The 17,400-nt window shown below is 53.6% G+C and carries 24 protein-coding genes and 2 riboswitches; of the genes, 8 read left to right on the top strand and 16 right to left on the bottom strand.

Annotated features, from left to right (window positions below):
- Nucleotides 1-27 precede the first annotated feature (27 nt).
- Nucleotides 28-528, top strand: a complete 501-nt coding sequence (locus EVJ22_RS08965; protein WP_071398444.1) for an SRPBCC family protein — start codon at nt 28-30, stop codon at nt 526-528.
- A 43-nt stretch (nt 529-571) separates the two neighbouring features.
- Here the strand turns inward: EVJ22_RS08965 and EVJ22_RS08960 are convergent, their stop codons facing one another.
- The 7 genes from EVJ22_RS08960 to EVJ22_RS08930 form a co-directional block, all read right to left on the bottom strand.
- Nucleotides 572-943: a YidH family protein gene (locus EVJ22_RS08960; protein ID WP_021066029.1), complete on the bottom strand. Its 372-nt coding sequence runs from the start codon at nt 941-943 to the stop codon at nt 572-574.
- 15 nt (nt 944-958) lie between these two features.
- Nucleotides 959-1,102, bottom strand: coding sequence for a LuxR C-terminal-related transcriptional regulator (locus EVJ22_RS08955; protein ID WP_084812989.1), 144 nt, complete (start codon nt 1,100-1,102; stop codon nt 959-961).
- Between the two features lie 77 nt (nt 1,103-1,179).
- Nucleotides 1,180-1,737 (bottom strand): hypothetical protein, encoded by a 558-nt coding sequence (locus tag EVJ22_RS08950; protein ID WP_131443764.1) that lies wholly within the window; start codon nt 1,735-1,737, stop codon nt 1,180-1,182.
- A gap of 17 nt (nt 1,738-1,754) precedes the next feature.
- Nucleotides 1,755-2,951, bottom strand: a complete 1,197-nt coding sequence (locus EVJ22_RS08945) for an FAD/NAD(P)-binding oxidoreductase (RefSeq protein ID WP_370246368.1) — start codon at nt 2,949-2,951, stop codon at nt 1,755-1,757.
- Nucleotides 2,952-3,213: 262 nt separating this feature from the next.
- A complete protein-coding gene (locus EVJ22_RS08940; RefSeq protein ID WP_131443760.1) occupies nt 3,214-4,272 on the bottom strand; it encodes a threonine aldolase family protein in 1,059 nt (352 codons plus the stop codon).
- 49 nt (nt 4,273-4,321) lie between these two features.
- Nucleotides 4,322-5,302 carry a zinc-binding dehydrogenase gene (locus EVJ22_RS08935; RefSeq protein ID WP_131443758.1) on the bottom strand — a complete coding sequence of 327 codons (981 nt, stop codon included), beginning with the start codon at nt 5,300-5,302 and terminating at the stop codon, nt 4,322-4,324.
- A gap of 2 nt (nt 5,303-5,304) precedes the next feature.
- Complete coding sequence (locus EVJ22_RS08930; protein WP_131443756.1) at nt 5,305-5,796, bottom strand: lactoylglutathione lyase family protein; 492 nt, start codon at nt 5,794-5,796, stop codon at nt 5,305-5,307.
- 117 nt (nt 5,797-5,913) lie between these two features.
- Here EVJ22_RS08930 and EVJ22_RS08925 point away from each other — a divergent pair, with 117 nt between their 5' ends.
- Nucleotides 5,914-6,219 carry a winged helix-turn-helix transcriptional regulator gene (locus EVJ22_RS08925; protein ID WP_070328289.1) on the top strand — a complete coding sequence of 102 codons (306 nt, stop codon included), beginning with the start codon at nt 5,914-5,916 and terminating at the stop codon, nt 6,217-6,219.
- Nucleotides 6,220-6,247: 28 nt separating this feature from the next.
- Here EVJ22_RS08925 and EVJ22_RS08920 read toward each other — a convergent pair whose 3' ends face one another.
- Nucleotides 6,248-6,628: a VOC family protein gene (locus EVJ22_RS08920; RefSeq protein WP_071398449.1), complete on the bottom strand. Its 381-nt coding sequence runs from the start codon at nt 6,626-6,628 to the stop codon at nt 6,248-6,250.
- Nucleotides 6,629-6,707: 79 nt separating this feature from the next.
- Between EVJ22_RS08920 and EVJ22_RS08915 the strand changes: the two genes are divergently transcribed.
- Nucleotides 6,708-7,190: a GNAT family N-acetyltransferase gene (locus EVJ22_RS08915; protein ID WP_131443754.1), complete on the top strand. Its 483-nt coding sequence runs from the start codon at nt 6,708-6,710 to the stop codon at nt 7,188-7,190.
- 109 nt (nt 7,191-7,299) lie between these two features.
- On the opposite strand, the gene mtnA is transcribed toward EVJ22_RS08915, so the two are convergent.
- Both mtnA and mtnK read right to left on the bottom strand, forming a co-directional pair.
- Nucleotides 7,300-8,334 carry an S-methyl-5-thioribose-1-phosphate isomerase gene (mtnA, locus tag EVJ22_RS08910; RefSeq protein WP_131443752.1) on the bottom strand — a complete coding sequence of 345 codons (1,035 nt, stop codon included), beginning with the start codon at nt 8,332-8,334 and terminating at the stop codon, nt 7,300-7,302.
- Complete coding sequence (gene mtnK, locus EVJ22_RS08905) at nt 8,331-9,485, bottom strand: S-methyl-5-thioribose kinase (RefSeq protein WP_131443750.1); 1,155 nt, start codon at nt 9,483-9,485, stop codon at nt 8,331-8,333. The genes mtnA and mtnK overlap by 4 nt, the downstream gene beginning before the upstream one ends.
- 81 nt (nt 9,486-9,566) lie before the next feature.
- Nucleotides 9,567-9,669, bottom strand: a riboswitch (SAM riboswitch).
- 205 nt (nt 9,670-9,874) lie between these two features.
- A riboswitch (SAM riboswitch) is annotated at nt 9,875-9,977 on the top strand.
- A gap of 71 nt (nt 9,978-10,048) precedes the next feature.
- Here mtnK and EVJ22_RS08900 point away from each other — a divergent pair.
- Genes EVJ22_RS08900 through EVJ22_RS08885 form a run of 4 tightly spaced genes read left to right on the top strand, consistent with a single transcriptional unit; the run spans nt 10,049 to nt 13,011 of the window.
- On the top strand, nt 10,049-11,203 hold the full coding sequence (locus EVJ22_RS08900) for a 2,3-diketo-5-methylthiopentyl-1-phosphate enolase (protein ID WP_131443748.1): 1,155 nt from the start codon (nt 10,049-10,051) through the stop codon (nt 11,201-11,203).
- Complete coding sequence (locus tag EVJ22_RS08895) at nt 11,200-11,850, top strand: 2-hydroxy-3-keto-5-methylthiopentenyl-1-phosphate phosphatase (RefSeq protein ID WP_131443746.1); 651 nt, start codon at nt 11,200-11,202, stop codon at nt 11,848-11,850. The genes EVJ22_RS08900 and EVJ22_RS08895 overlap by 4 nt, the downstream gene beginning before the upstream one ends.
- Nucleotides 11,847-12,464 carry a methylthioribulose 1-phosphate dehydratase gene (locus EVJ22_RS08890; RefSeq protein ID WP_131443744.1) on the top strand — a complete coding sequence of 206 codons (618 nt, stop codon included), beginning with the start codon at nt 11,847-11,849 and terminating at the stop codon, nt 12,462-12,464. Before EVJ22_RS08895 ends, EVJ22_RS08890 begins: the two co-directional genes overlap by 4 nt.
- A gap of 13 nt (nt 12,465-12,477) precedes the next feature.
- Nucleotides 12,478-13,011 (top strand): 1,2-dihydroxy-3-keto-5-methylthiopentene dioxygenase, encoded by a 534-nt coding sequence (locus EVJ22_RS08885; RefSeq protein WP_071398456.1) that lies wholly within the window; start codon nt 12,478-12,480, stop codon nt 13,009-13,011.
- Nucleotides 13,012-13,043: 32 nt separating this feature from the next.
- Here EVJ22_RS08885 and EVJ22_RS08880 read toward each other — a convergent pair whose 3' ends face one another.
- From EVJ22_RS08880 to EVJ22_RS08870, 3 genes are all read right to left on the bottom strand, one after another.
- Entirely contained in the window at nt 13,044-13,502 is a 459-nt protein-coding gene (locus EVJ22_RS08880) for a DUF4188 domain-containing protein (RefSeq protein ID WP_071398457.1), read from the bottom strand.
- Nucleotides 13,474-14,043 carry a PadR family transcriptional regulator gene (locus tag EVJ22_RS08875; protein ID WP_071398458.1) on the bottom strand — a complete coding sequence of 190 codons (570 nt, stop codon included), beginning with the start codon at nt 14,041-14,043 and terminating at the stop codon, nt 13,474-13,476. The genes EVJ22_RS08880 and EVJ22_RS08875 overlap by 29 nt, the downstream gene beginning before the upstream one ends.
- A gap of 98 nt (nt 14,044-14,141) precedes the next feature.
- Nucleotides 14,142-14,972 (bottom strand): TerC family protein, encoded by an 831-nt coding sequence (locus EVJ22_RS08870; RefSeq protein ID WP_131443742.1) that lies wholly within the window; start codon nt 14,970-14,972, stop codon nt 14,142-14,144.
- 256 nt (nt 14,973-15,228) lie between these two features.
- Here EVJ22_RS08870 and folE2 point away from each other — a divergent pair, with 256 nt between their 5' ends.
- Complete coding sequence (gene folE2 / locus EVJ22_RS08865) at nt 15,229-16,137, top strand: GTP cyclohydrolase FolE2 (protein ID WP_016508342.1); 909 nt, start codon at nt 15,229-15,231, stop codon at nt 16,135-16,137.
- Nucleotides 16,138-16,173: 36 nt separating this feature from the next.
- Here folE2 and EVJ22_RS15570 read toward each other — a convergent pair whose 3' ends face one another.
- The 3 genes from EVJ22_RS15570 to EVJ22_RS08855 are packed head-to-tail and all read right to left on the bottom strand — an operon-like array spanning nt 16,174 to nt 17,392.
- Nucleotides 16,174-16,338 (bottom strand): hypothetical protein, encoded by a 165-nt coding sequence (locus EVJ22_RS15570; protein WP_173647380.1) that lies wholly within the window; start codon nt 16,336-16,338, stop codon nt 16,174-16,176.
- Nucleotides 16,338-16,637, bottom strand: coding sequence for a rhodanese-like domain-containing protein (locus EVJ22_RS08860; protein ID WP_071398462.1), 300 nt, complete (start codon nt 16,635-16,637; stop codon nt 16,338-16,340). The genes EVJ22_RS15570 and EVJ22_RS08860 overlap by 1 nt, the downstream gene beginning before the upstream one ends.
- A gap of 35 nt (nt 16,638-16,672) precedes the next feature.
- Nucleotides 16,673-17,392 (bottom strand): DUF2711 family protein, encoded by a 720-nt coding sequence (locus EVJ22_RS08855; RefSeq protein ID WP_131443740.1) that lies wholly within the window; start codon nt 17,390-17,392, stop codon nt 16,673-16,675.
- Between the last annotated feature and the right edge of the window lie 8 nt (nt 17,393-17,400).

The following is a 17,400-nucleotide window of genomic DNA, read 5'->3' as shown; positions in this document are numbered from 1 at the left end:
TACTTTCTCTAGAGAGGGGTCTTTCAAATGGGAACGGTCAAATCGCACGTCGAAGGTACAACGTTGGTTGTTGAGCGGAGTTTCAAAGCGCCACGTGAGCTCGTGTTCGAGGCATTCTCAAGCCCGGCTCACTTAGAGGCGTGGTGGGGACCTGCGGGATGGAAAACAGACATCCGCACGTTCGAGTTTGAACCGGGTGGGACGTGGCATTATTGCATGACGTGTGTCGACAAAGATCAAGGTGATTATTTTGGAATGGAATCGTGGGGCAAATCGACGTTTCTTGAGATTGAACCCCATGCCCGCATCGTCTACACGGATGCGTTTTCTGACGAAGCAGGGAACGTCAACCCCGAGCTGCCGGTCATGACGATCACTAACGATTTTGTCGATATTCCGGACGGGACGTTGCTCGTCAGCCGCTCCGAATTCACAGACGTAGCCGCCCTCAAACAAGTCGTCGAAATGGGCGCCGTCGAGGGTTTCTCATCACAGCTCGACCGTCTCGACGCCATCGTCTCGAGATAACCAAAACCGCCCGCATCTCAACCGAGGTACGGGCGGTTTTTTGTTAAAACAGAAAATAACTGACGATCAAGATGAGCGTGAAGATGAACACCATCCCGATGGCGAGCGCGACGAGGCTCATCTTCGCCGACTTGAACTGCTGCGAGTTGATCGTGTGCACTTTTTTTAAGTACGACCGTGTCCCGACGAGGATCGTCGCGATACCGAAGATGATCGACAAGATGCCGATCGCCGTGATCAATTGATGCTCGGCCCCGCTCAAGTTCTCACTTCGATAGTAATGAAAGTTCGTCACGAGGAAGCCGATCCCGATGACAGTGATAGCTGTCCGGATCCAGGCGAGGAACGTCCGCTCGTTGGCGAGGTGCTGTTGAATGTACTGCGAATCGACCGTCTTCTCTAAATCTAGTTTCATAACTTCCCCTCTTTCCTAACTGTCGTGGTCGATCAATCGATTTTTTAAGCATAACTCGACCGTCTTCGGACTGATGCCGAGTTTCTCTACAATCTCGATATTGCCGTACCCGAGCGTCGTCAAACGTACAATTTCCGACTCACTTTCTTCTTCTATCATACCCCCGCGGGTAAAAAACACCAACTATTTGAGCATACAAAAACCGGACGTGATGGATTCACGTCCGGACCGGTTCATTATTTTTTTGTTTGTTCGGACAATATTTCGACCGTCGCCTGCATATACTTGAGGCCATGCTGGACCGATGGCTCTTTCAACCAACGAACGAGCGAGAACAACGTGATGTTGCGGTCATCGCGTTCGGCCCGTGCTCGGATTTCGGTGAGCATCGTGCGTGTGGCGTCGGCTTTCTCTTTTACCGGTGTGACATATTCATCGACCCGTTGACCGATCAGTTCTCGTGTTTGCTCGTCCGCGTAGACGTCTTGTGCGAAAGCGAGCATCTGTTCAAGTTGGTTCGTCACCTGGAGCAACATCGGCAACTTCTCGGCGAGCTTGACCGCCGCCTCGAGCGTCTCGACTTGTAAATTCGATGAGTCGAGGAGCGTGTCGACTTTTTGTCTCACTTGCTGGTCGTTCATCGTCGCCTTCCCGAAATCGACGGCGTCTTCGAGGCGGCGAAGCGACTTCTCAATCTCGGGCAATCGTTCGACGAGGGAGACGAGCGCTTGCTCGACGTCCGGCCGCGTCAACACAGATTCTAATGTCTGTTCTTTCGTTGTTGTACGTTCCATCGTCTTCTCCCCCTTTCTCACATCGTCCCTTTCAACATCCCGTTCCAATACATGACTGGAAGAAAGTCTTTTTTCAAGATGTACATGCTGTGGCGTTCTTTCGCTTGATTGAACGGCATCGACTCTTGTGGTACTTTCTCGTAATCGAATTCGGCCAAGATGAGTTTGTTGTAGCCTGTGACGATCGGGCAAGACGAGTAGCCGTCATACGACGCGACCGGGACTTGGCCATACATGAGGTCGCCCACATTTTTAGCGACGACGGGCGCTTGTTTCCGAATCGCGGCCCCGGTCTTCGACGTCGGTAAATTCGTGCAGTCGCCGAGTCCGAAGACGTTTTTATACTGTTTATGTTGCAGCGTGTACATATCGACATCGACCCATCCGCCCGCGTCCGCCAGCTTGCTTTCTCGAATGAATGTCGGTGCTTGCATCGGTGGCGTGACGTGAATCATGTCATAGCGCATCTCGAACGTTTCACCGCTATCTAACTGTTCAAAGACAGCGACTTTGTCGTCTGCTTTAATCTCAATTAAATTGACACGGAAATGTGTGTCAATCCGTTTTCGTTCGAGTACTTTTTCGAGCGCCGTCCGATATTTGGCAACGTCAAAGATCGCCGGATTGGCCGATCCGAAGACGATTTTACTGTTATCGCGGACACCTGTTTTCACAAAGTAGTCTTCCGCCATATACATAATTTTTTGCGGGGCCCCGCCACACTTCACAGGTGATGCTGGGTGCGTGAACAACGCGGTACCGCCCTCAAAACCCCTAAGGGTATCCCACGTGTAGTCGACGTGTTTATACGAGTAGTTGCTACATACTTGTTTCGTGCCAAGCGCTGCTTCTAACCCTTTGATCCGACCCCAATCGATCTCAATCCCCGACGCGACGACCAAGTAGTCGTAATGAATCGTCCCGTTGACAGCCGTCTCGACTTGATTGGCTTCTGGGTCGAAGCTGACCACCTTGTCCGGAAGCCATTTCGCACCTTTTGGGATGAGTGTCGCCATGTCTCGCTCCGACTCTTCTTTTTTCGCGGCTCCGGCTCCGACGAGCGTCCAAAGCGGTTGATAGTAGTGTTTCGTTTCAGGATCGATCAGCAAAACCTCATCGGCTAAATGATGTTTTTCACGAAGCAGGCGCGCAGCGACGCTGATCCCTCCGGTGCCTGCTCCGACGATGACAACTCGATAATGTGTACGCATCATGCAATTCCCCTTTCATTCCCATAGATGACCGACTAATTACGTCAAACCAATAAACTTTCCACGTCTTCAATATATTTGAAAGCGCATACATTTTATGAAATGAGTGCCCCTTTGAAACGGCATAGAAGGCACTACTCATTTGACGTGGAACGGATTAACCCCATTATACCACAGGGGGTATAATGGGGTTAATGATTTTCACTCGTCCGCTCTACTTTGTATTCGAACTCGAGACAGTGTCCTCGATAGGCTTTGGCCATTGTTAATGGGAGAGTACCTCGAACAACTCGTCGAGCCGAGACGTATCGATGTCTAAAAACGCATCCCCGACACTGATCTCGGTCGAACAATGACCGTCATGCGGCACGACGTACCCGGTGATGCCGATGCCTGTCTCCGTTTGGACACGCTCGATCCAATTCGAGACGGTTTCTGTATCCCCGTTCATATGAAGGTGGAACATGTTCGTCACCGGCACGTCCGGCGTCGTCCAGACACCGTCGAGCGCATTGAATCTTGCTGCAAGCACTTTGGCTTGTTCGTAGTACGTCCCTATCCGGTCTTTCCGGAGCTCGTAATAGTAGTCGGCCGGGATGATGTACGGGTATAAGCCGATCAAGTCGCCGCCATAGCGCCGTTTCCAGATTCTTGCCTCGTCACAGAACGCTTTCGGTCCGCCCAAAATCGCCCCGGCGACACCGCCGATCCCTTTGTAGAACGAGACGTAGACGCTGTCGAACAAGGCGCATACTTCTTCGGCCGTCTTCTCATAATACGGTAACGTCTCGAACAGGCGGGCCCCATCGAGATGCAGATGAATCCCCCGCTCCCGGCAGTGCCGGCTGATCGCTTCAAGCTCATCAAACGGCGGCAAATAGCCGCCGAGCTCACGTTGCGGCAACTCGACCAACAGGCAAGCGACGTCCGGTAACGCCTTCACTTCTTCAAGCGTCATCAATCGGTCCTTATCCCCGATCAAAATCGGCTCGAGGTGATGCAGCTGTCTCAACCCGTCTTGTTCATGAATCTCCAAGTGACAGAGCGGGTGATAGGCGACGCTTCGATTCCCTGTCTTGTCCGACCAGATACGTAAGGCGATCTGTTGTGCCATCGTGCCGCTCGGAAAGAAGACAGCGGCTTCCGTCCCGAGCCGCGTGGCGAGCTTTTGTTCAAATTGTTCGATGACCTCGCCCGTCCCATAATGGTCGCTCGTTTGCTCCGGGTCGGCTTGCTCAAACGCGCGCTGTAAGACGCCGACGTTCCGCTTCCCGTGCCCGCTCAGTTGATGTGTCGTCTGTTGATATGACGTCCGTAAATTCATGTTATCCCCTCCAAAAGAGGCCCCCTGTCACGAGACAAGAGGCCAAGATTTAGTCGCGTACGCGGACGATCAACTTGCCGCGTACTTTCCGCGTCTGAAGCTGTTCGAGTCCGTCTTTCAAGCGGTCGAACGGCAATACGTCGGTGACGAGGTCGTTCAGTTCACCCGTTTCGAGCAGTTTCATCAACTCCTCGGCCATATACGCCAAGTTGCGAATCGCGCGCTCGTCTTCGCTCGCATGGGCCGCACCGAGGGCGACTTCATGGATCGATGGTGACAGCGTGAACCCTTTCATGTTCGACATGTCAGGCGGACCGGCGATATGAGCGAGCTGTCCGCTGAAGGCGAGGCGGTCGAGATCGGCTGTCGCCACGTCGCGGCCAACCGTATTCAAAATCAGATCGACACCACGGCCGTCCGTCAGTTCCATGATTCGTTCCGTCACGTCCTCGACGTTGTAGTCGATTGCGACGTCGGCACCGAGTGATGTGACCCAATCAAAGTTTTCCGGCGACGTCGTCGTGAATACTTTGAGTCCTAGTTTTTTCGCGAGCTGAATCGCGTAGCCGCCGACCCCGCCCGCTCCGGCGTGGACGAGAATCGTCTCTTTGTCGCGCGTGTTCAGCTTCTGCATGACCGCTTCATACGCCGTCATGCCGGCACAAAGGATGGCTGCTGCCGCTTCGTCGCTCACGTCTTGCGGTACGACGGCACAAGCACGCGCGTCGACGATAGCGTACTCGGCGAAACCTCCGTTGTTCGCAAGACTCGTATGGACGGCGACGCGGGAGCCGGTGATGATGTTCGCGATGCTCGAGCCGACTTCGACGACTTCGCCGACGAGGTCGACGCCGAGGATGTGCGGGTATGCCCAGTTCGGGTTGCCGTTCGTGCCGACTTTATAGTCGACCGGGTTCAAGGCGACCGCTTCGACTTTGATGAGCAGTTCGCCCGCTCCCGGGGTCGGTCGTTCGATGTCCCCGAGGTTCATATTTTCTAAGCCAGGTTGTTCAAGTAGCCATGCTTTCATGATTAGTATGCTCCTTCCGAATATGTCAGTTCATACGAATGCGAGTAGATCTCGACGAGGTTGCCGAACGGATCTTCACAGTACACCATCCGGTACGGCTTATCGCCCGGGTAATACTCGCGGATCGGCATCCGTTGTTTGCCACCGTGGGCGACAATCTTCTCGACGAGCCCTTCGATGTCTGGGTCTTGGACGCAATAGTGGAAGATGCCTGTTTTCCAAAACTCAAAATTATTCTCCGGTTTCTCGTTGTTCGGGAACTCGAACAGCTCGATGCCGATTTTGTCACCGGTCGACATGTGGGCGATGCGGAACTTGCCCCAGCCCGGGCCGAACACTTCGGTGCACATGACGCCGATCGGTGAGTCATCCTCAACGACGTCCGACGGTTTCATGATCGTATACCAGCCCATCACGTCTTCATAAAACTTCACTGCTTCCGTCACACTGGGGACTGATAGCCCGATATGTGAGAATGTACGTGGATAAGTCAAATTGATCCGCTCCTTTTTGGTTGCTCATTTGGGTCGATAACGATAAGATACCTTCATCGTAGCAAGAAAAAAAGTACGCACATTGAAGTAACTACCCGAAAGCGAGGCGAACTGAACATGACGACCCCGTTCCCCGTCAACAAGGCGCTCGACATCATCGGCGGTAAATGGCGTCCACAAGTGTACTGCACGCTCGAGACCGGCCCGCGCCGCTTCTCGGAGATTCAGCGCGCCATCCCCGATGTCAGCCGCAAAGTGTTGACCGACCAACTGCGCGAACTCGAACAGCTCGGCATGGTCCGACGCGACGACTATTCGACCGACAAACAGCTCCACGTCGAATACTCCCTCACCGAGGAGGCGTTTAGCCTGCAACCAGCGATGAAGGCGCTCTGCTCTTGGGGCGAAACCCGAGACGAATAAGCCCTCGCCAAGTCCGGCGAGGGTTTTGTCATGACGCGAATAGACTGATGAGGTTCCCGTCTGGGTCGACGACGATGGCGTAACGTTGTCCCCAAAACGCGTCCCACGGCTCACGATGAATCACGTATCCTTGTTTGAAGATAGCTTCAAACAGTGTATCGAGCGCTTCACGGCTGTCGCACAGGAAAGCGAGCTCGACCCGATGCCCCGATGCCGGTTTCCATTCCCCATACACCGACTCCGCGACCTCGACTGTGTCAAAGGCGAGCCGGACGCCGCCTTCGTCAACTTCAACGTGCGCTTCCCCGTTCATTGATACTGGAATCGACAGGCCGAGCAGCCGATAGAAGTCGAGCGCGCGCTTCATATCCTCGACGACGATGCCGACCATATCTAGTTTGATTCCCATGTGGTCACCTCACTTCTTGAATTGATGGTACTATCGAAAGTGTAGCACCTATCTATCCTTTTGAAACGAGGAAATCACTATGACGTATAAGTTCGCTTTGATGACACAAGCGCAGGCAGAAACGATTGCTTTCACCTGGCATTACGATGGAGAGTATGCTTTTTACGATATGGAGGCTGACGAAGACGACTTGGCCGAGTTTTTAGACACCGAACAACGAGGGCAATCGGTATTCGCCATCACGAACGATGGCGAACTGGTCGGTTTCGTTAGCGTGCATCAAACAGACGCCGATACGATTGACCTCGGTTTAGGCATGAAGCCAGGTCTGACCGGAAACGGGACCGGACGAGCGTTCGTCACCTCGATTCTTGCTTTCGTCGAAGCCAAGTTCGACCCAAATCGTATCACCTTGTCGGTTGCCACGTTCAACGCGCGGGCGATTCGCGTGTATGAAGCTTGCGGGTTTCGACAAGTGGCTTCATTTCAACAAGACACGAACGGGAGTACGTTCGACTTCATCGCATTAGAACGCAAAAAGCGCCCTCAGGATAGATTCTGAGGGCGCTTTTTGCTGCCCGGTGCCTTTGTCGACTAAGTAAATCTGGCCATTCCCGTCTCATACCAAGACGGTCACACTTCATCGTTCGGGCAAGCACGGAGCTGCTGTTTCACACGTGAACCGTTCCCCCTACATGGTGTGTGATCACTGCTTCATTCGGCTCGAACACGCCCGCTTCGGTGATGAGTCCGGTGATCAGTTCAGGCGGTGTGACGTCAAACGCCGGGTTAAAGACGGTGATCCCGACCGGCGCCGTCGGTTGTCCGCCGATATGGGTCACTTCTAGCGCGCTCCGCTCCTCGATTTGAATCACATCGTCCGCCGTCAAATCGAACGTCGAATGCGGGGCCGCGACGTAAAACGGGATCCCGTAATGTTTAGCCAGGACGGCGAGCTGAAGCGTGCCGATCTTATTGGCGACATGACCCGTCCGTGTGATGCGGTCAGCGCCGACGATGATGGCGTCGACCCCTTTCGCCTGAATCGTCCAAGCGGCCATATTGTCGGTGATGAGCGTGACATCGATGTCGGCCTGGTCGAGCTCCCAGACGGTCAGGCGTGCCCCTTGGAGGAGCGGCCGCGTCTCACAAGCGAAGACGTTAAACGCGATACCTCGCTCTTTCCCGACGTAAAACGGAGCGAGCGCAGTCCCGTAACGCGACGTCGCGATCGCCCCGGCGTTACAGATCGTTAAGACGTTCCCCCCTGCTGGCAGCACCGTGAGCGCATGCTCCCCGATGGCCCGATACGTGTCGACGTCTCGCTCGAACAGCGCGATGGCCCGATGTTTGATGTCGGTCGCGATCCTTTCAAAGTCGACGCCGACGTTCAGCCCGAGAAGTGACTCGATCACGTTTTGCAGATTGACCGCCGTCGGTCGCGTCGCGATCAATCGACGGCCGACGAGGTCGAGCCGGCGTGTGAAGTCCGGGTCATCCTGGAGGCGGACCGCTTCTTTCGCGAGCACGAATGCGCCGAAATAGGCGATGGCCGGCGCGCCTCGGACTTGTAACGTCTCGATGGCGTGCTCCGCCTGTTCGAGCGTCGCGATCGTCACGTACCGCTCCTCATGCGGCAGTAACGTTTGGTCTAAAATGACGAGCTCGTCCCGGGACGGTTCGAAGCGAATGTTTTGGACTGTCATACGCGTACCCCCGCTAACAGCGTCACTAATTCATCGATTGTCCGGACATCGTGGCGCTGTTTAATGAGCGTCGTGCCGAGCGTGAGCGCTTCCCGTTTCCGCTCGAGCCGGACCGTTTCCGGTAACGTCTCGAGGTCATTGACTCCTGCGAGGCCGATGGTGCGGCGAATCAGTTCGCATCCGGCATAGCCGATCGTGTCGCTAAAGATGGTTTGAAGTAGTTCATCGACGAACCCGTCCGTGTTGAACGGTTCGACCGCCGTCTCAAACTTCGTCCGGAACGTCTTTTCAAACGTCTCCCATACCGTCAATACGTCGGTGAACCGCTCGAACCGTTTGAGTGGGTCATGGAACGTCGATAGCGTCAAATGGGCGACGATTTGCCCGATGTCAAAGCCGAACGGTCCGTAAAAAGCGAACTCTGGATCGATGACTTTCGTCTCTTGTTGCGTCGCGAAGATGCTGCCTGTATGTAAGTCCCCGTGCAAGAGCGCGTCGTGTTTCGTGACGAAACCGACTTTCAGTTTCGTGACCTCCACTTTCAATTTCTGGTCACGCCAAAGCGCTTCGACGTCCTGACGGAGCGCGGTTTCGATGTTGTTCGACTCGGCATCTTTGTACGGATCGGTGAAGATCAGTTTTTCAGTGATGTCGCACAGTTCCGGGTTGTAATAATCCCGTTCTTTCCGCTTCTTCTCGATTGGGCCGGCCGCATAGTCGGACGTCTCAAACAACGTCTGCCCTAAAAACTCACCGATGTGACGGGCGAGTTCAGGATACGCTTTCCCTTCCAAATAGCCCGTCCGGACGATATCAAAGTCGGACAGGTCCTCTAAAATCGTGTAGGCGAGCGTCCGATCACTGCCGAGAACGACCGGGACGAAACGCGGGACGACACTGGCGAATTCGCGCAACGCAAGCTGCTCGATCCACGCCCGTTCAAGTGTGAGCGGCCAACTCTCGCCGACGACTTTCGCATACGGTAGCGCCTGCTTGACGATGAGGCTCGTTTCGCCTTGACGGATGCGGAAGACGAGGTTCAAGTTGCCGTCCCCGATCTCCTCACAATGCGCGATGCCCCCGTCTTCGAGTAACCCTAACGTTCTGACGTGCTCGACGACTGTCTGTTCTGTAAATGGTTGATAAGCCATGTCTGTTTCCCCTTTCGGTATATTCCCCACAAAAAAAGCCCCTTTCTCCGCGAGAAAGAGGCACAGCCGTAACGGATGTTCCTCTCATCTGTCAGACGTATGTCTGGTGGATGTAGCACCGTGCCTACTGGTCGGTTGCTGCGGCGTCATCGGGCCAATTCCCTCTGCCAACTCGCGATAAGAGTGTCGTATTCGATTGTGTGAACTTGTTGTGATGAATATTACGGACTCGACCCCACCTTTGTCAACGGCAATTTGCTGGAGCAACGGTCACTTTTTTTATGCATATATAGTAACAACGAACTCAAACTTTTTTTCTCAAAAAAAGGAATTGACGAACCGGATATTGTGTGACAAAATTCAATTAAATTTCACAACTTCAAAATACATTCTTATCAAGAGCAGACGGAGGGGACAAGCCCGATGATGTCGCAGCAACCGACCCGATTGGGCACGGTGCTAATTCTTGCAGCGTAAGCTGAGAGATAAGAGTTCATTTTTTTATGATGACCTCTTGCCTCGGCATGGGGTCATTTTTTGTTTGACCGGAAGGAGGAACGAACATGAGTATTACTGCCACATATGAAATCAGCCGGACGGACCGCGTCGCGACTGTCGCCGAGAAAATCGCCCTCGAACTGACCGTCGGCACGTGGACGGAACTGCCTCACCTAGAGCAAGAACAATTAAAGGCGTATCGGGGCGAGGTCGTCTCAACGACGCATACGGAAACAACGAGCCGCTTCACAATCCGTTATCCGCTCCATAACGTCACGCCCGACTTCTCATCCATCTTGACGACGACGTTCGGGAAATTATCGCTCGATGACTCGGTACGCTTGATCGACTTGACGTTACCCGAAACGCTTGCATCTGAATTCCCCGGAGCAAAGTTCGGTGTTCAAGGCGTTCGTGAGTTGCTCGACGTACATGATCGCCCGCTCGTCATGAGCATCTTTAAAGGGATCATCGGCCGTGATTTACGCTTCTTAGAACAGCAACTTCGAGACCAGCTCGCCGGCGGCATCGACATCGTCAAAGATGATGAAATCCTATACGACAACCCGCTCACTCCGTCGCTTGAACGAGCTAAAATCGGAGCGGCCGTCATCCAAGAACAGTTCAAAACGACCGGGAAACGTTCGCTCTATGCCATCACGCTCAGCGGTCCGGTGTTCGGGCTGCGTGACCAAGCGCTCCGCTTGATCGAGGCGGGCGCGACGGCACTGTTGTTCAACGTCTATACATACGGGCTCGACACACTCCGCGAACTCGCGAGCGATCCAACAATTAACGTCCCGATTTTGGCGCATCCCGCGTTCGCCGGGGCCTTGACCGGCTCGATCAGCCACTCGCTCTTGCTCGGAAAATTGATCCGCCTCGCGGGGGCCGACTTGACGCTGTTCCCGTCCCCATACGGTTCACTTGCGACACCGCCTGATGAGGCGTTCACGATTCGGGATGGCAGTGCTCGGCCGCACTGGACGAAGCCGATTCTACCGGTCCCGTCGGCCGGCATCCATCCGGGGCTCATCCCGGACATCATCCGTGATTTCGGCACAGACGTCGTCATCAACGCCGGTGGCGGCATCCACGGTCACCCAGACGGCGCGGCTGCCGGGGCCCGGGCGTTCCGACAAGCGATTGAGCAAGTATTAGGCGTGGCGAGCCAGACGAACGAGCTCGAGTCCGCGCTAAAGGCGTGGTCAAAACAATGACGATTCACATCTTGTGTGACTTCGATGGGACGATCACGGCCGAGGACAACATCATCGCTTTGATGCGGGCGTTCGCACCGCCCGAATGGCACGCGCTCAAAGACGACGTGCTCGCTCAAGACATCTCGATCCGCTCCGGGGTCGGACAGATGTTCCAGCTGTTGCCGAGCGCTGACGCTTCGGCGTACCGTGACTACTTGCTGGACCGCATCACCTTGCGCCCAGGGTTCTCGACGTTTTTGGCAGAAGTCCGGCAACAAGTTTGGAAGTTCGACGTCGTCAGCGGCGGCATGGACTTTTTCGTGCACCCGATCTTGCAAGACCACGTCGCGCCGGACCACATCTACTGTAACGTCGCCGACTTCTCGGACGAGACGGTACGCGTCGACTGGCCCTACGCCTGTGACGCGCATTGTACGAATGATTGTGGTTGCTGCAAACCGACAATCGCCCGGACGATCGTCGATCCCGTTGATCGCTTGATCGTCATCGGTGACTCGGTGACCGACTTCGAGATCGCCAAACGGGCCGATTTCGTCTACGCCCGTGGGCAACTCATCACGCTCTGTGAAGCGGAAGGCATCGCCTACGCCCCGTTCGAGACGTTCGACGACATCACCCATCACATGAAGGAGGTGCACGTATGAGCGTGACCGCACGTTGGCTTGAACTCGCCGACATTAAAGACGAACTCGCCGCGCGCGACTGGTTCCCAGGAACGAGTGGCAATTTGGCGATTCGTGTCTCCGACGACCCGCTGACCTTCCTCGTCACGGCGAGCGGACGCGATAAACGAAAACGGACCACGGACGATTTCGTCCTCGTCGACGCGGCCGGTCGCTTGCTTGGCGAACAAACTGGCAAACCGTCCGCTGAGACGCTGCTACACGTCGAGGTGTTCAACAAGACCGCGGCGGCGTGTTCACTCCATGTGCACACAGTCGACAACAACGTCATCTCCGAGCTCCACGCCGTGAACGGTGAGGTCGTCTTCACGGGGCAAGAGATCATCAAGGCACTCGGGTATTGGGAAGAGGACGCGGTCGTCCGGGTCCCAATCATCGACAATCATGCCGACATCCCGACGCTCGCGGCCGCCTTCGCGCCTCACGTCCATTCAAACGCCGGTGCCGTCCTCATCCGTAATCACGGCATCACGGTCTGGGGCGAGACGCCGGATGCGGCGAAGCGCTATTTAGAAGCATACGAATTTTTGTTCAGCTACACGTTAAAACTACGCGCCTTAGGCGTCCATTCATAAGGAGGAACTTTCTATGGCAACTGTCTATTTCCAACAAACTGAAGAACGTCTCGTCGACCAATCTGAAGTGAACGTATTTTTAGAATCGCGCGGCATCCTGTACGAGCAGTGGGACATCGCTAAACTTCCGATCGCGCTTCAAGAAAACTACGAACTGACGGACGAAGACAAGCAAGCCATCCTCGCAACGTTCCGTGACGAGATTCAAGACGTGTCAGAGCGCCGCGGCTATCAAACGGCCGACGTCATCTCGCTGTCTGACGCGACACCGAACTTGGACGAACTGCTTGTCAACTTCCAAAAGGAACACCATCATACGGACGACGAGGTCCGCTTCATCGTCAGCGGTCACGGCATCTTCGCCATCGACGACGCCGAACGCGGTTACTTCAACATCGAGCTCAATCCGGGCGATTTGATTTCGGTCCCGGTGAACACGCGCCACTACTTCACGCTTCAAGACGACCGCCAAGTCGTCGCCGTCCGCATCTTCGTGACGACAGAGGGCTGGGTGCCGATCTACGAGAAACAGAATGTGAACGCATAATAAAGAAGCGGACGAATTGCTCGTCCGTTTCTTTATTTCATCCGCCGTTCGGCCAAACGTTCTTTAGCCGATTCTCGCGTCTTCACAACATCGATATCCCCAAGTGCCTTACCGAGTCCGCGTGTTGGAAGATTGACGTACATCGTCTCATAGTTACTGACTTCATACGTCTCATGAAAAATCCCGACCACCTCACTCGCCCGCGCTTTCTGATTGAATGTTTTCCACGCTTCTAAATGCAGTTTTCCGTGTGCATAATCGAGAAGTTCCTCGCTTGAACGCCAATATTGAATGAGGGTGACAGAGCGCCACCCAATCGTCATCTCATGCGACAAAAAACCTGAATCTCGATTCGTGTACAGCTCCTTCAACATGGCCGGCATCGCACTGAACGCGGGCCACCATTTCCGGATCGAACGCCATCGATTCACCCGTAAACCGATGACAAATATGACGATATCTTCATTCGGGACGGCCATTTTCCGTTCCATCGTCTGCTCCTCCTTCAATCGTACGAATCGCATGTTCACACCATTCAATAAGGGCGACCGTCTGACGTTTCCCATAGTCGAGCGTCAGCAGCCAGTACAAGGCGTCCGGTGACTCCGCATCACTCGAACGAATCATCGTCTCAATCGCTTCATATATTTTCAAGCGTTCGCGTAACAGTTTTTCGTGATGCCTAATCTTCTCTGCCGTCTCTGCAATCGGTTCATGTCTGGCAAAGAACAACTTGAGCAATAGCTCATTTCGTTGAACCGGTAATTCGTCGGGCTTTTCTCCAATCCATCGTCCTAGCTCGGCCTTACCTAAGTCGGTCAGTTCGTACGCTTTTCGATCATCGCCTTCGTTTGACTGCACGATGAGCCCATCGCGCTCAAGTGTCTTCAACGTTGGATACACTTGCCCAAAACTAATTTTCCAAAAATGGTTCAGGCTGTTATCAATCATCTGTTTCATCTCATAACCCGTGCGACACGAGGTCGTCAAGAGTCCCAATATAGCATAGCGTGTTGTATTCTCTCGCGGCATGTTCTGTCTCCTATATCAAAAAGATACTATCTATTTGATATATACCTCCCACGGATAAAAACAAAACAAAAAATGTGCCCCGTAACGAGGCACATTGCTTAATACTTGACCGCTGTCGGTTTTGAAGAGAACCAACCCCAAACAGCAATCCCGACCATGACCGACCAGAAGAACAGTGTCCAACCTAACGAGTGGACAAAACCGTCTGGAAGACCCATGAACGCGAACGGTGTACCGGCAATCAGTTCCTTGAAGCCAGGGTGCTCAAGGACGAGTACCGTCAACTTCACACCGACCCAGCCAACGATGAGGAAGGCGGCCGTCTCAAGTGTCGGACGTTGATGCAGAAGCTTCACGAAGACGCGGGCCGCGAACCTCATCAAGATGACCCCGATGAGTCCACCCGTCAAGACGACGAAAAATTGACCTGAGTCGATTCCACCGATCTCTCCAAGACCGAGCGGCGGCAAGCTGACTGCGAGTGCGACCGCTGCCAAGATCGAGTCGACCGCGAAAGCGATGTCAGCGAACTCGACTTTAACGACCGTCCACCAAAACTCTTTTTTCGTGACCGGCTTCTCAGTAATTGCCGTCTCTTCTTTCGCCTCGGCGGCAAGATCTTGTTTTGGATCCATCTTGCGCGCCTTATACGTCATATATAGATGTCGCGCGCTCATCCCGATCAAGTAAAGGGCACCGAGTGCTTGGACTTGCCAGACGTTGATTAAGAACGAGATTAAGAATAATGCGATGAAGCGGAAGACGAACGCTCCTAATAAACCGTAGAATAGCGCTTTCTTCTGTTCTGTCCGTGGCAAGTGCTTGACCATGACCGCCAAGACAAGTGCGTTGTCTGCAGATAGGAGCCCTTCGAGACCGACGAGTACGACGATGATCCAGGCGTACTGCAAGATTAACTGCCAATCCATTTAAAAACATCCCCTTTTTGTTTGTGTTCCTTCATATTTAATAGTGATCTATTTTTTAAGTTCACAGGAACATTTTATTCCCGTTCGCAAATTAAATCAATCTTCTTTTGTTCAATGTCTGAAGTTTTCTGTCGCGGAGCAGGTTCAAAGCACGTTCACGAAGCAAAATGATACCCAGTTTGTATCCATTTCGTGATAAAATCCTAACAAGAACGAGTGGCGGTCAATTGCCCTCTCAAAAAAGGAGAATCCGATTATGTCTACAAGCCATGTCGCTTTACCTACTAAAGCAGAACGACATAAACTATTCGGCTCGGTCCCGCCGGTCAAAGGTACGAAACCGACAGAAAAAGATAAAATGGTTGATCTTCAAAATACACCTAAGAACTTCTTGTTCGCACTCGACAGCGTCGGGATCTCGAACGTCAAACATCCCGTCAACATCGAAACGCCAGACGGCATCCAAGCGACGGTCGCAACGTTTGAATTAACGACATCACTCGTCCAAGATCGTAAAGGCATCAACATGTCACGTCTTACGGAACAGCTCGACGCGTACCATACGCAAGGCTGGACGTTATCAAACCGCTCGCTCATCGAGTTCGCCCAAGAACTCGCCGAGCGCATGGAACAAACGGAAGGTCAATTGACGGTCCGCTACCCATGGTTCTTCAGCCGGAAAGCACCGGCGACGGGCCTCAGCGGGCTTATGAACGCCGATGTCATGCACAACGTGACATACAACCTCGAGACAGGTATGGCGAGCGTGACGGTCGGTCTCGTCATCAACGTGACGACGTTATGCCCATGTTCAAAAGAGATCAGCGAATACAGCGCCCATAACCAGCGCGGCTACATCACAATCGAAGCCGGTCTTGACGAAGCGTCGCTCGACGGCTTCGACTGGAGACTCGCATTGCTTGATGCGGCGGAGTCGAACGCATCGGCACCGCTTCACCCGGTCTTGAAACGTCCGGATGAGAAACGGGCTACAGAAATTGCTTACGAAAACCCGCGTTTCGTCGAAGATATGGTCCGCTTGATTGCGGCCGACTTGTACGAGATGAAACAAGTCGTCAACTTCTTCGTCGAATGCCGAAACGAAGAGTCGATCCACCAGCACGACGCCATCGCGTCAATCACGTTCGATAAACGCGACAACTAAAAACGAGTGAGGCCCACGTGGGTCTCACTCGTTTTTTTATACGCTTTGGATGAGGCGGATCGTCAATAAGAGGACGATGAGGACAATCCACACCGCCCAGATGACTCGCCATTTGGTCCAATCAAGACGTTTCACGAACACATACACCGTCAAATAGAGGACGATCAACAGTGGAATGACGACCCACGGATTGTCGAGCATCACGCTTCGACGTCACCGTCCCAAGCGAGCATACCGCCCTCGACGTTAATGACTTTAAACCCTTCCGATTCCAAATAGTCGCACGCCGTCTGGCTGCGTCCGCCTGAGCGACAGATGACATGATAGACGTTGTCTTTGCCGAGCTTCTCCGTCACGTCAGGGAATTCAGACAGCGGATAGAGTGGCACGTTCGGGATGTGTCCCGCGTCGTACTCGTCTTGTTCACGTACGTCGATGATATGGAGCGACTCCCCGTTCTCGAGCTTTTCACGTAATTCGGTTGCCTGGATACTTTGCATACTGTTTCCCCCTTAAAATGTTGTCCCTTACTAGTTTACCTCAGTTTCGTGTCGGACAAACTCCAATTGATCGTCGTGTCGTCCTGACAATAAAATCCTTCCAATTCACAACGTTCCACCATCTGTTCGACCCAAGCTCGGCTACCACAAATCAACGTGAAGTGACTATCCCAAGGTGGTACAATGAGAAAATCATGTTGATGTCCGAAGAACGTCCGATGCTGCATCCCCCAAGTATCGGAGGTTAGCGTCTCACGAATGTTGATCAGATGCCGTTCCATACAGAACTCGTCCCCGCTCCACATCCACTCTTCTCCCACTTCCAGAAGTGCTCGTAACACCTCATTCTCTATAAGATTAGACAGATCTTCTTCGCCCGGTGGAAGTATGTTCTCGCGTTCGCAAAATTCGATGATTCGATTCGCACCTGCTTGATCTTCGGCGTGCGGTTTCAGCGCCCCAATCATCGTCCGGAGCGCGTGATCGATACGTTTGACGTCATCGAAACCAAATCGGCGACGCATATCTTCCCATGTGATGGCCCGAAAGTGCTGTTCGACCTCGTTTTTGTCCATCTCGACATATCGGTCAATTGCTTTAGGATCTTCTATCGGTCCGAGAAACGGATGGTACGCGACGAACACTTCTTCAAACACGCCCTCATAGTAAGTTTTAATCGGAAAATCATCTCCACCGCCGAACATGGCGTAGCGATGTCCTTCCGGTAAAGTGATGGCTTCCTCAATCTCCTCCATGTGACCGC

The sequence above is a fragment of the Exiguobacterium sp. SH0S7 genome, assembly GCF_004337195.1.
In the GTDB taxonomy this organism is placed as follows: Bacteria; Bacillota; Bacilli; order Exiguobacteriales; family Exiguobacteriaceae; genus Exiguobacterium; species Exiguobacterium aurantiacum_A.
Note: the sequence above shows the minus strand (reverse complement) of the source record. Positions and strands in the feature narration are given on the sequence as shown.